General features: G+C 40.7%; 11 protein-coding genes. 10 read left to right on the plus strand and 1 reads right to left on the minus strand.

Annotated elements, in window-relative coordinates:
• Positions 1 to 74 precede the first annotated feature (74 nt).
• Together LMU01S_RS01420 and LMU01S_RS01425 are read left to right on the plus strand one after the other, a co-directional pair.
• Positions 75 to 1,412 carry a serine hydrolase gene (locus LMU01S_RS01420; protein WP_056958957.1) on the plus strand — a complete coding sequence of 446 codons (1,338 nt, stop codon included), beginning with the start codon at positions 75 to 77 and terminating at the stop codon, positions 1,410 to 1,412.
• 247 nt (positions 1,413 to 1,659) lie between these two features.
• Entirely contained in the window at positions 1,660 to 4,593 is a 2,934-nt protein-coding gene (locus LMU01S_RS01425; protein ID WP_056958956.1) for a YhgE/Pip domain-containing protein, read from the plus strand.
• A gap of 200 nt (positions 4,594 to 4,793) precedes the next feature.
• Here LMU01S_RS01425 and LMU01S_RS01430 read toward each other — a convergent pair whose 3' ends face one another.
• A complete protein-coding gene (locus LMU01S_RS01430) occupies positions 4,794 to 5,624 on the minus strand; it encodes a DegV family protein (RefSeq protein WP_056958955.1) in 831 nt (276 codons plus the stop codon).
• Positions 5,625 to 5,782: 158 nt separating this feature from the next.
• Here LMU01S_RS01430 and LMU01S_RS01435 point away from each other — a divergent pair, with 158 nt between their 5' ends.
• The 8 genes from LMU01S_RS01435 (at position 5,783) to LMU01S_RS01470 (ending at position 12,198) form a co-directional block, all read left to right on the plus strand.
• Positions 5,783 to 6,286, plus strand: coding sequence for a DUF1836 domain-containing protein (locus tag LMU01S_RS01435; protein ID WP_056958954.1), 504 nt, complete (start codon positions 5,783 to 5,785; stop codon positions 6,284 to 6,286).
• Positions 6,287 to 6,296: 10 nt separating this feature from the next.
• A complete protein-coding gene (locus LMU01S_RS01440) occupies positions 6,297 to 7,196 on the plus strand; it encodes an ABC transporter ATP-binding protein (RefSeq protein ID WP_056958953.1) in 900 nt (299 codons plus the stop codon).
• Positions 7,186 to 8,442: an ABC transporter permease gene (locus LMU01S_RS01445; RefSeq protein ID WP_056958952.1), complete on the plus strand. Its 1,257-nt coding sequence runs from the start codon at positions 7,186 to 7,188 to the stop codon at positions 8,440 to 8,442. The genes LMU01S_RS01440 and LMU01S_RS01445 overlap by 11 nt, the downstream gene beginning before the upstream one ends.
• Positions 8,443 to 8,518: 76 nt before the next feature.
• Positions 8,519 to 8,767 (plus strand): hypothetical protein, encoded by a 249-nt coding sequence (locus tag LMU01S_RS01450; RefSeq protein WP_056958951.1) that lies wholly within the window; start codon positions 8,519 to 8,521, stop codon positions 8,765 to 8,767.
• Positions 8,768 to 8,792: 25 nt separating this feature from the next.
• The gene (locus tag LMU01S_RS01455) at positions 8,793 to 10,181 is read left to right on the plus strand and encodes a TrkH family potassium uptake protein (RefSeq protein WP_056958950.1); all 1,389 of its coding nucleotides are present in this window, start codon (positions 8,793 to 8,795) and stop codon (positions 10,179 to 10,181) included.
• Positions 10,182 to 10,258: 77 nt separating this feature from the next.
• Positions 10,259 to 10,717, plus strand: a complete 459-nt coding sequence (locus LMU01S_RS01460) for a hypothetical protein (RefSeq protein WP_225354578.1) — start codon at positions 10,259 to 10,261, stop codon at positions 10,715 to 10,717.
• Positions 10,718 to 11,086: 369 nt separating this feature from the next.
• Entirely contained in the window at positions 11,087 to 11,854 is a 768-nt protein-coding gene (locus LMU01S_RS01465) for an AzlC family ABC transporter permease (RefSeq protein ID WP_061773549.1), read from the plus strand.
• Positions 11,855 to 11,856: 2 nt separating this feature from the next.
• Positions 11,857 to 12,198 (plus strand): AzlD domain-containing protein, encoded by a 342-nt coding sequence (locus LMU01S_RS01470; protein ID WP_004050785.1) that lies wholly within the window; start codon positions 11,857 to 11,859, stop codon positions 12,196 to 12,198.
• Positions 12,199 to 12,330 lie beyond the last annotated feature (132 nt).

Genomic DNA, 12,330 nt, shown 5'->3' on the forward strand with positions numbered 1-12,330 from the left:
CATGTTTCTTATTGATTAGTTTTGATATTTTGGGTATTCTTATAGATGAGATTAAGTGAGAGGAACTTAGAAAGATGACGTTTTTAAAATCTTTACAAAAAGTAGTCACAGCTCTAGCCGCAGCTGTGATCGTATTTTCTGTGGTCAGTTTTAGTGGATTTGGAGTAGCAACTGCCAAAGCTGATACGGCTTTGCCTGCTGATACTGACAGTTCATTGCAGCTTGACGCTAAAGCTGCGATCGCGGTCGATGCTAATACAGGCCAAATTTTATATGCCAAAAACGCTGATCAAGCTTTACCAGTAGCTTCTATGTCAAAATTGATGACCGCCTACATGGTACTGCAAGCGATCAATAACGGCAAACTTAAGTGGGATCAAAAAGTGACTCCAGGTAAGGCTGCTCAAGAAGTCAGTCAAGATACTACGCTTTCCAATGTTCCATTAAAGGAAGGTCATAGCTATACCGTGCGGGAATTATACCAAGCGACTTTGATCTATTCAGCTAATGGGGCTGCGATGGCTTTAGCTGATGCTGTGGGTGGAACTCAAAAGAACTTTATCGATCTAGCACGGAAAGAAGCTAAAAAGATGGGCTTAAAAGATGTCGAACTTTATACAGCTAATGGTTTAGCTAACGGTGAAGTTAAGGATGGTAAGTATCCTGGGGCTGCTGATGATGCGGAAAATAAATTCTCCGCTAAAGATATGGCGCTCTTGAGCCAACGTTTGATCAAGGACTATCCTGAAGTGCTAAAGACGACTAAGATCACCCGGATGAAATTCAATAACGGGACTGATCAAACTGAAATGGAAAACTGGAACTGGATGTTACCTGGTTTGGCTAAGGCTTATAGTGAACTACCAGTTGACGGTTTGAAAACAGGTACATCTGATTCAGCTGGGGCATGCTTTGCTGCAACGGTCAATAAAGATGGTCATCGTTTGATCACGATCGTCTTAGGTGCTAAACACGATAGCCAAGAGGACCTTTCACGATTTGAAGAAACGCAAAAATTAATGTCATATTGCTACAACAACTATACTTATACTTCTTTGGCTAAAGGGACAACTTTTAAAAAGACCAATGCTTTACCGGTTTACCATGGTAAAGATCTAGATGTTAAAGTTTCTTTGGCAGCTAAGACAGATGTTTGGTTGAAGAGTGGTGTTTCTAAGGACCAATTGAGTGCTAAAGCTGTTGGTAACAAGAAATTATACAAAAAAGATGGTTTACAAGCTCCTTTGAAGAAGGGCCAAAAAGTTGGTACTTTACAGATCAAAGCTAAAGATCAAGCAATGTACTTCTTAGATGGAACAGACTATTTGAGTGCTGATGCTCAAACGACTACAGAAGTTAAGAAAGCTAATATCTTTGTGATCGGCTGGCGTGCGATCACGAGCTTATTCTAAACTAATGCTATTTAACGACTACTGGGATCAAGTGATCGCAGTAGTCGTTTTTTTGTACATTTTGAGATATGTGTCGCATTTTTGGGGGAATTTTTTAGGTATTTTAGGGTTCTTTACCTTATATAATACGGATGATTGCGTTTGCATCTTAAAATATAGCTAAATAGTTATAGTTTGTCTTTCGTGGACATTCAGTGTATATTATTAGACAGCAATAAAATATTTTAAGTTAAGGAGTGAAATTATCTTGAAGACGATCAAGGCTGAATTTGAACATATTAAGAGCCAAAAGATGCTTTTAGCTGCAATTTTGGCAATTATGTTTATCCCATTCTTATACTCTGTGTTCTTCTTAAAATCGGTCTGGAATCCATACGGCGATGCTAAGTATTTACCCGTAGCCGTAGTTAATGAAGATAGAGCCGTGAATTTCCGAGGTAAGAAACTCGATGTGGGTGATCAGTTAGTCAAGAATTTAAAGAAAAATGATGGTTTAGACTGGCATTTTGTCTCTAAAAAAGATGCGCAATATGGCCTTAGCCACAAAGAATACTATATGGTAATTACGATCCCTAAGGATTTTTCCAAGAATGCAACAACTGTCTTGGACAAAGATCCTAAGAAGATGGAATTACAATATACGACCAACGACTCCCTCAACTATATCGGTAAAGTTATCAGTGAAGAAGGGGCTAAACAAGTTAATGCCCAAGTCAAAGAAACAGTCTCGACTTCCTATGCCGATACTGTCTTTGGCTTGATCAAGCAAGTCGGTAAGGGCTTTGACACGGCTGCTAAAGGTTCCAAACAACTTAGTGACGGTTCTAAGACCTTATCTAACGGGATCAACACTTATACTGCTGGGGTCTCCCAAGTAAATGATGGTGTGATCAAGTTACAAACTGGTGTAGTACCTTTAGGCCAAGGTGTTTTGAAGTTAGCTGATGGTTCAAATACTTTAGCTAATGGGATCAACACTTACACAGCTGGTGTTGACCAAGTAAACAACGGTGTTTCCCAATTACAAAATGGCACTGGCGCTTTAGCTAGTGGTGTGGGCCAATTAGCCACTGGTTCTAATACGTTGGCAAATGGTTTGGGCACATATACAAATGGTGTCGGTCAAGTCAATAATGGTGTCTTACAATTACAAAATGGTACTGGCGCTTTAGCTAACGGTGTAGGGCAATTAGCTACTGGTTCAACTACCTTGAATAATGGGTTGAACACTTATACTGCTGGGGTAGCTCAATTGAATGATGGTTTAACCCAGTTGCATAATAATTCAAAACTTCTTAGAGAAGGTGCTGGCAATCTAGCGGCTGGTAATAAAACATTAGCTGATACAATTAACAAACAAACTGATGTTATTATCAATCAATTGAACTCTAACGATACTAAGCAAGCGATCGAAGGTTTGAAGCAATTAAAACAACATGCGCCTGCGATCCAAAAACAATTGCAAGAATTGCAAAGTACAATGAACGGTTTACCTACTCTATTAGGTGGGATCAATTCAAGTGCTGATAAGTTCAGTCAAGATCTGACAACGAATTTAGGCAGTGCAGGGAACAATATTTCTGGCTCAGCTAAAGAAGTTGGTGAAGTGCTTGCAGCTAATAAAGACAAGTTATCTGCTGAAGATCAACAAAAATTAGCTGATGCGATCGCTAAGAACCAAGCAGCTGGTCAAAATATTCAAGCTGCTGGTGCTGCAGCTCAAACATTTAAAGATCAATTGACGCAAGCACAAAATAGCTTGGCACAGATCTTGCAAAAGGCGCAACAAATGCAAGGTTATGTGACCCAAGTAAATGCCTTGTTAGAGAAGTTAAATACAGTCGATACTTCTAAGTTAGATGAACTTCAAGGATTAACTTCACAATTAGAAGATTTGAAGGCACAGGTTGCTAAACTAGCTACTGGTTCAGAAACTTTAAAATCTGGTGTTAATGAATACACATTAGGTGTGGATCAAGCTTATGCTGGTGCAAGCAAATTAGTCGCTAATAACCAAGCTTTGACCTCAGGTGCAAGCAAATTAGCTGGCGGTTTAGGCCAATTGAATGGTCAAGTACCAACATTGACAGGTGGGATCAACCAACTTGCTTCTGGTACAGGTCAACTTGTAGCTAACTCTAATGCTTTAACCTCAGGTGCAAATCAATTGGCTGGTGGTTTAGGCCAACTAAACGCCCAAGTGCCAACATTGACAGGTGGGATCAACCAACTTGCTTCTGGTACGAGCCAACTTGCAGCTAACTCTAATGCTTTACGTAGTGGTGCAAGTCAATTAGCCGGTGGTTTAGGCCAAATGAATGCCCAAGTTCCTACTTTGACGTCAGGTGTGGACCAATTGGCTAACGGTACCCAACAATTGAATGCTAACTCACCTAAGTTAGCTGCTGGTGCTACTCAATTAGAACAAGGCAATAGTAAATTAGCGAAAGCCTTGGCACAAGGTTCAGAACAAGTAAACGATAATACGAAGAACTTATCTTCTAAGACTTCAAACATGTTTGCTTCTCCAACTGAACTCAAGCATAAGAGTTACAGCTACGTACCAAACTATGGTTATGCTTTAGCTCCATACATGCTATCAGTTGCATTGTATGTTGGTGCTTTAGTCTTCAACTTAGTTTACCCAGTCCGTCGCTTATCTGATCCAGATGCTAGTGCAACTGAATGGTGGTTGAGCAAGCTCTCAGTTGGGGCGCTTGTCGCTACTGGAACTTCAGTAGTCGAAGTTCTCTTGATGATGGCAGCTGGCTTACATCCAGATCATTTAGGAGCAACTTTGATCAATGCTTGGTTCTTTGCGCTTGCAAGTACCTTTATCGTGATGTTCTTGGCTGTCGCGTTTGGCAATATCGGACGCTTCCTTGGGATCATCTTCTTGGTCATCCAGCTTGGTTCTTGTGGTGGGTCCTTCCCAATTCAAGTTACCCGTGCAATGGGCGGCTTCTTCCAAATGGTAAATCCATTCTTGCCAATGACTTACTCAGTTTACGGTTTCCGTGAATCCTTGACATCAGGTCTAGGTGCAAATCAAGTTTGGATCTCTGTCGGAGTCCAATTGATCTATATCATCGCTTCGATCGTCTTACTTTGGGTAGCAATGAATGCTGAACGTAGTAAAGTTACTTACGTTGATGTTGAAGCTCAAGACTTAAACGACTAGAGTGTGAGACAGCACGGGTAACTCCGTATAGATAATAAGAGAACCGCTATGATGCGTATTTTGCATCATGGCGGTTCTTTTATTATCTACTAGGAGTTGTGCTGTCGAACACGTTTCGGCTATACAGCTCAGATGCGTATTTTGCATCATGGCGGTTCTCTTATTATTTACTAGGAGTTGCATTGTCGAACACGTTTGTATTATTGTTTTTCAAAGCCGACCATCAAGCCCCCGACTTCAGCGTAATAGCTACAAAGGCCACGAGTTGTAGTGAGCGTTATCTCGCAAGCAGGATAAGCTTCCTTGATCTTTTGGGAAAGTAACTTGGCCCCAATTTCATTGAAGCAATGGGCGATGCAGGCTTTTTTACCGTTGAAACCTTGTGCTTGCATTTCTTTTAACAGTAAACTGATAGCTTTGGCTTGCCCCCGAGCTTTACCGACCGGAGTGAGTTTTCCGTTAGTGTCAGTTCCGATGATACGCAGTTTGAGCATATTTGAGATCTTAGCGGCCGTAGCACTGATCCGTCCGTTATTGACTAAGTTGGTCAGGGATTCAAGGGAGAATAAAAGCCCTGTGTGTTGTTGATAAGTTGTTAATTTACTTTCGATCTCATTAAATGATGCATTAGCTGTGAATAATTTAGCGGCATATTCGAGCAAAAGTTGCATCCGTGGTCCCGCTGATTGTGAATCTAAAACGAGGATCTGGGCGTTAGGATGTTTCTCTAAATATTGTTCGCGTGCTTGCACAGCAGCCGAATAGCTCCCCGATAATGTGCCGGTGATCGTGATCGCAACGATGATATCAGCTTTACCAAAGGCAGTTAGCCACTGGTCGATATTGGGACAAGCAGTACTGCTCTTGGTAGATAATTTACGCAATTCATCGGTCATCGCTAAGACATCAAGGGTGGCATCATCGATGTATTCCTTGCCCCCAGCCATGATCGTGATCGGTACACTGGCAAAATCTGTGTCTGCTAAAGTTGTTACATTTGAGCCGGAATCGGCAATGATCTTATATTTCATCTCTATTATTCCTTTGTAGAAGTTTTTGTATACTTTTTAATCGGTTTTTGAAAAACTTATGGTATATTTGAGTATAAACAGGTGTTATCGATTTGTCAAAAGATATTGATAGCGTGAACGTGAAAGGATAAGCTATAATTTAGGAAAGGAAGTAAACAATGAAAAAAATTTTACAACAGGAAAATACTGCTTATTTTAAACTCCCCACTTTTGAAGAGATACCTGATGTGGGACTTTATTTGGAACAGACTGCTACGTTTATCAACAAGTATCTAGCACCACTTTTAGGTAGTGAATTGACCCCATCAATGATCAGCAATTATGTTAAGAAAAAAATGATTGCACGCCCAGAAAAGAAACAATATTCGCGCGAGCAGATCGCCTATCTTTTTTTTATCACTATTTCTAAGACGGTCTTATCCTTAGACGATTTAAAATTGCTTGTCAAAGTCCAACGCGAGACGTATCCGATCAAAACCGCATACACGTATTTTCGTGAAGAGTTGGAACAGACTTTACTCGCAGTCTTTGAAGAGCAAGCGTTGAGTTTTGAAACAGGGGAGCGTTCCGAGCAAAAGGTCATGTTGTATAACATTATCATTGCAGCTGCACATAAGATCTATCTGGAAAAATATTTTCAGTTGGTACGACAAAGAAACTGAGGTGGAATAAATGTTAGTGGTGGAACACTTAGCTAAAAACTTTGGCACCCTAAAAGCCGTCCAAGATCTGTCTTTTGAGATCAAAGATGGTGAGATCTTGGGGCTTGTGGGTCAAAATGGTTCGGGCAAGACGACGACTTTTCGGATGTTGTTAGGCCTGATGCAACCAACGGCGGGGAAAGTTCTCTGGGATGGCGAAAAGATCGGTGAAAAACAAAAAGATCTGATCGGTTATTTGCCCGAAGAACGAGGCCTTTATCCTAAAGAAACGATCGAACAACAGGTCATGTACTTTGGTAAATTACGTGGAAAAAAAACATGTGAGATAAAAGAAAAGCTCGACTATTGGATGGAGCATTTACAAGTTAAAGGTAACAAAAATGATAAGATCAAATCTTTATCAAAAGGAAATCAGCAAAAGGTCCAGTTGATCACCACTTTGATCCATGAGCCTAAATTAGTCATTTTAGATGAACCTTTTAGTGGGCTCGATCCTGTCAATGCTCAGATCATGCAGGATGCGATCATCGCTTTGCGCAAACAAGGCGCTTGTGTGATCTTTTCGAGTCATAACATGGCAAATGTGGAACAGATCTGTGATCGCTTGGTGATGATCAAAAATGGTCGGCAAGTTTTGGCAGGTAAAGTCCAAGATATCAAAGATTCGTTTGGGAAGATCAAAGTCTTTTTGGAATCGCCATTGACTAAAGCTGAGGTCCAAGCTGTTTTAGGGGTAGCCGATGTCAAAGAGCACAGACAAAGGTTAGAGATAACTTTATCTGACCCAGCAGTTGGACGAAAATTGTTTGAACTGGCAACAAAGGATGGATATATCCCGACCTTTAGCCAAGAAACGTTGACGCTAGAAGAGATCTTCAAACTAAAGGCGGGTGAGAAAGATGAACTTTGAGAAATTATGGGTGATCGCAAGTGATGTATATCGTAAAACGGTCAAATCACCGAGTTTTTTGATCGGGGTATTTATGCCATTTATCGTGGTTTTGGTCGGCTTTTTGATCGGTGCGATCATGGATAAAGGGCAAGAGACGACTACGATCGGGATCTATTCTAAGCAACCAGTTTTAGCCAAAGCTTTAGCAAAACAAAAATTGCCCGCTCTGAGGTTAAAGCAGGTGGATTCAGTCAAGGATGCTCAAAAACAGTTACAAGCTGAAAAGCTAGATAATTATTTAGTCGTGACTAAAAAAGATGGCGAGTTACTCAGTACAGTCTATGGTGAAAAGGTCCCCGATGATGCCACGATGGCTAATCTCCAACAGGCACTAAATAGCTTACAGACCTCGCTTAAAGCGGGTGAATATAAGTTGACATCAGACCAAGTTTTCGAATTGATGCGACCCGCTAAGCTTGAAGGTAAAGAGCTCTCCTTTACTGATGATGGTAAAGTCAAGACGTCAAATGATAGCTCAGGGGTCAAATTTGCCTTGAGTTATGCAGCTTGTATCTTCACGTTCTTTTTAGTTTTGACCTATGCGAGTTTGATAGCTCAGGAGATCGCGGGTGAAAAGGGAATGCGGATCATGGAAGTCATCTTATCCAGCACAAATGCCAAAACACATTTCTACGGTAAATTATTAGGGGTGATCTTAGCCGCTTTGACGCAATTGGTAGCAACGGGCTTCTTGCTTGGAGTTTCAGTCTTTATCATGCGCGATAACAGTAGTCTAAATGAAATGTTAGCTGATATAAATTTCACGGGGATCGAACCGAGTTTTATCATCTTGTTGCTCCTCTTTATCCTAGCTGGCTCACTCTTTTATGCGGTCTTAGCTGCTTTATGTGGTTCGTTGGTCAGTCGGGCCGAGGATGCACCAAAAGCGATCATGCCAGTAACGTATTTGATGATGGCGGGTTACATGCTAGGCTTGATCGTTGCCACAAATGATCCAAGTAACTTTGTCGTAACGATCTGTAGCTATATTCCATTTTTCTCGATGATTTTGATGCCGATCGTTTTAGCCAACGGAGCAGGTCTCATGGGGGCAAGTATTTCCCTGGTTATTTTAGTCTTAAGTACCTTGGTCTTAGCTGCCTTTTCTGCTAGAATGTATCGAGTAAATGTATTAGTCTACAATCAAAAGGGGATCTGGGCTTCCTTACGCCAATCATTGACGATGCTCAGAAAAGATGTCTGATCTGTGACCTCAGTCGTTAAATCAAGTTGGATCTGAGTTATAATGAAGATGAATTTAAGTAAGGGAGATGAAAAAGATGGAAAGAAGAAAGCCACGGCGAAATGAAGAAAAAAAGATCGAAATTTCAGCTAAGGGCAAGCCGTTTGTCCCAGGGACGCATGTCAAGTTCGTTTATCATCGCCATCACTACAAGGGGACCATCGAAAAGCAGTTACGTAATTCGGCGATCATCATCTTTGACCCTGAATTTGAGAATACAGTTACGGCGATCGAGTTGAAACAAAAGATCGTGATCAGTTATTCAAAAATGCAGGTGATCAAATAGATCGCCAAGTTAGGATAGTTTAAAAATGTTTTATAGGTTAAAGAAAAAGATCAGGGCCAAGTATCGTGAAGCGACCCCGATCCAATTGTTAGTTGCATATTATGGCATTGCTACGATCATTACTTTTGGTCTCTTGTGTTTACCATGGATCAAGTTACCTGATGCACCAGAAACGACGCTTTTAGATAATTTGTTCATGGCGATCTCGACGATCAGTGTGACGGGTCTGTCGACTTTTCCGATCGACCAAGTCTACAATGAATATGGTGTCATCTTACTAGAAATACTGTTCCAAGTTGGGGGCTTTGGGGTCACGATGTTAGCCACCGTTGCGATGGTCTTGACTGGTCGTCGCATCGGTCTACATCAACGCCAGCTGATCCAATTTGATATGAATCAACCGCGCTTAAGTGGGATGGTCAAATTAGTGACGTCGGTCTTTGGGTTGATGATCATGGTCCAAGTAGTCTTTGGACTGTTGTTTTCCTTGTACTTTATGTGGCGTCACGTCTATGATAATTTTTCTGCTGCCCTTTTCCATGGAATGTATATCTCGATCAGTGCGGTCACCAACGCTGGCTTTGATGTCACTGGGGACTCGATCGCACCGTTTAGACAGGATTATGGTTTTTTGATGATCATTATGGTCTTAGTCATCATCGGAAGTATCGGTTACCCAGTCTTGACTGAGATCGAGGCTTGGTTCTTCTACAAGTTGCGTTACCGTGGATTACGCAAGTTTAGATTTTCTCTTTTCTGTAAATTAGCGGTCTTTTTTGCAGCGATCTTTACGGTCGTGGGGACGATCTTATTGTATCTATCGGAAAATGGTGGGCTGCACTTGCGAGCTGATAGTTTGCATAACTTTATGTCAGCCATGTTTTACAGTGTTTCATCGCGTAATGCGGGGCTTCAGATCAACAGCATGAATGATTTTAATCATACGACCTTACTTTTACTGGCGCTGTTGATGTTCATCGGGGCTAGTCCAAGTTCTGTCGGTGGTGGGGTGCGGACCACGACGATCGGGATCTTTATCTTGTATTTGTATTCATTTATTCGTGGGCGCAACAATATCAATATCTTCAATCGGCGGATCAGTCGTGAAGATATCCAAAAAGCGATCGTGGTCGTGAGCTTATCGACATTGTTGTGTATTTCAGCTGTCTTTATCCTCTCAGCCACTGAGGATGCTCCGTTATTATCATTAGTCTTTGAAGTGGCTTCAGCCTTTGGGACGACAGGGCTATCGCTTGGGATCACAGATAGCTTGTCGACGGTCGGTAAGATCGTGATCATGGTCTTGATGTTTATCGGGCGGATCGGGATGTTGTATACCTTGATGTTCTTTATCAGGAAACGCGATCGTGATCTGAGTTATAAGATGCCAACTGAAAAAATTATTATCGGTTAGTAACAATGTGTTTCTTGGTAGCTAGTAGTTATTAAGAAACATATTGTAAAATAGCGTGCATTTTAAGGAGGAATAGTATGATTAAGAAATTGATACTTAGTTTAAAGATAGTGAGTAGTTTCTTATTAGGAACATTATGTACGGTAGGTATCTTGCTTTACTTAAGAGATATAACTATTGATCCACTTAAATATACATTTAAAATTTATCATGTATATTTTTGCATCACAATGCTACTACTGCCTATTTTTCGAGTTACGCATGAAAAATGGTTCAATACTTCTGAAGAATATGTTTCTCCTAGAGGTAAAGCACTACAACAACATCATGATGATATTGCAAATCAATATAAGGGAGGTCGCTGGTCAACAAAAGGGGTAAGAGTAAATCCCTATGAGTACACCACTCCGTATACATTGTCTTACGATAGTTCGTTAGATTGGACCTACGCCTTGATCAAAAAAATCTGTCTGAGTTTTTTGTTTATCCTTGCGGCACCGCTATTTTATCTGGCAGAAATGTTTTTAAAATCCTAAATTTTGTTGCTATCAAACATGAGCGATCTAGAGAAGCACTTGGGCGCCAAATTTTCAAAGCGCATTTTCTCCTTCTATGATATGTATTTAAAATGATGACGGCTGAAGTTTTTTGTTTCACCGTAATCTGAAATATCATGACCTGATCTTTCCAAATGGAATTCTGTAGTTCTAGTGATCCAGTCTCTGATAATCGTTGAAAATTGAGCGACAATCAATAGTACCGTCACTAATATGGTTTTTGACATTAACGATAATATGTTATAATCAAAAATATAGGGAGTTTTTTATCTATATACATGGAGTGTCTTTGGCACTTCATATTCTTTTGGTGGCTTTGGTCACTAAATTTCACTGGAGGCAATTGAATTGGAAAATGTAAAGCCACGTTGGCGTGAGGTCCTGGATATCTCAATGCCATTATGTTTGAGTTACATTCCGATCGGGTTAGCGTGTGGTATCTTGCTACATGCAGCTGGATTTAGCTGGATCTTAACAACGTTGGTCTCGTTGTTGGTCTTTTCTGGTGGGGCACAGTTTATGATCGCATCAATGTTGGTGGCAAATGCCCCGATGCATACGATCTTGATCATGTTGTTCTTTCTTGAATTACGCTATGCCTTACTTGGTTCGAGTTTATCGCAATATATGCGGGGGACAAGTAAAAAGTTCCTCTATCTTTTTGCAGCTTCGTTAAATGATGAGAACTATGCTGTCAACTACTTGAAATTTGCGACAGATAAGGGTTGGACACCTAAAGATGCACTTATGGTCGAACATTATTCATTACTTTTCTGGACAGGTGCTAACTTAATTGGTAGTTTGATCGGTAATATGATCAATATCAATTTGGATATCGTTGATTTTGCATTGACGGCGCTCTTCTTATACATGATCGTCATGCAGATCAAGAATGTTTTAACGATCTTTATCAGTCTTTTGTCAGCCGTTTTGGCGATCATCGCGATGGTCTTGATCAAGAGTACGATGGGACTTGTGGTGGCAACGTTGCTTGCTTCATTGGTCGGCTTTATGGTCGAAGATTATTTAGTCAAGCACGGGCATGAAAGAGGCTTCTTACTCAAAAAGATCAAGCCTAAAGCAAGTCGCAAAGTTATCAGCAAGTCAGGAGAATAGTTATGCATATGTCGAGTATGGATCATTTGATTTTAGTTTTATTATCAATGGTAGTGGCATTTTTGCCCCGTTTCATTCCGTTGCGTATCTTCTCTACCCGTGAGATCCCCCAATGGTTCAATGAGTGGATGAAATATGTGCCGGTATCTTTATTTACGGCTTTAGTCGTTAAAGATATTTTTATCAATACAAAGGATTACTCTTTTATTGGTTTAGGCTATCTAGCCAAGATCGTTGCAGCTGTTATCGTGATCGGGGTCGCTTACCGCTCACGTTCAATGGGACTTTCAGTCGTTTTTGGTTTGATCGCAGTTGCGTTATTAGCGTTAGTATTACCAGTATAATTATGAATGTTTAGACTGTTGCCAAAAGGTGATGGTCTTTTTTGAGGTGATTATCTGTTCTGAAAGTTTATCGGATGACAAGTGATCGGAAAGCTGAGGCAGTGGCTTGGCATAAATTAGCTGAAAGTGTCT

The sequence above is a fragment of the Ligilactobacillus murinus DSM 20452 = NBRC 14221 genome (genome assembly GCF_001591685.1).
GTDB lineage: Bacteria > Bacillota > Bacilli > Lactobacillales > Lactobacillaceae > Ligilactobacillus > Ligilactobacillus murinus.

Excerpts from the sequence above, each read along its gene's own strand:
- LMU01S_RS01440 (WP_056958953.1), top strand. The coding sequence starts at position 6,297 with ATGTTAGTGGTGGAACACTTAGCTAAAAACTTTGGCACCCTAAAAGCC.
- LMU01S_RS01450 (WP_056958951.1), top strand. The coding sequence starts at position 8,519 with ATGGAAAGAAGAAAGCCACGGCGAAATGAAGAAAAAAAGATCGAAATT.
- LMU01S_RS01445 (WP_056958952.1), top strand. The coding sequence starts at position 7,186 with ATGAACTTTGAGAAATTATGGGTGATCGCAAGTGATGTATATCGTAAA.
- LMU01S_RS01430 (WP_056958955.1), bottom strand. The coding sequence starts at position 5,624 with ATGAAATATAAGATCATTGCCGATTCCGGCTCAAATGTAACAACTTTA.
- LMU01S_RS01460 (WP_225354578.1), top strand. The coding sequence starts at position 10,259 with ATGATTAAGAAATTGATACTTAGTTTAAAGATAGTGAGTAGTTTCTTA.
- LMU01S_RS01470 (WP_004050785.1), top strand. The coding sequence starts at position 11,857 with ATGCATATGTCGAGTATGGATCATTTGATTTTAGTTTTATTATCAATG.
- LMU01S_RS01435 (WP_056958954.1), top strand. The coding sequence starts at position 5,783 with ATGAAAAAAATTTTACAACAGGAAAATACTGCTTATTTTAAACTCCCC.
- LMU01S_RS01455 (WP_056958950.1), top strand. The coding sequence starts at position 8,793 with ATGTTTTATAGGTTAAAGAAAAAGATCAGGGCCAAGTATCGTGAAGCG.
- LMU01S_RS01420 (WP_056958957.1), top strand. The coding sequence starts at position 75 with ATGACGTTTTTAAAATCTTTACAAAAAGTAGTCACAGCTCTAGCCGCA.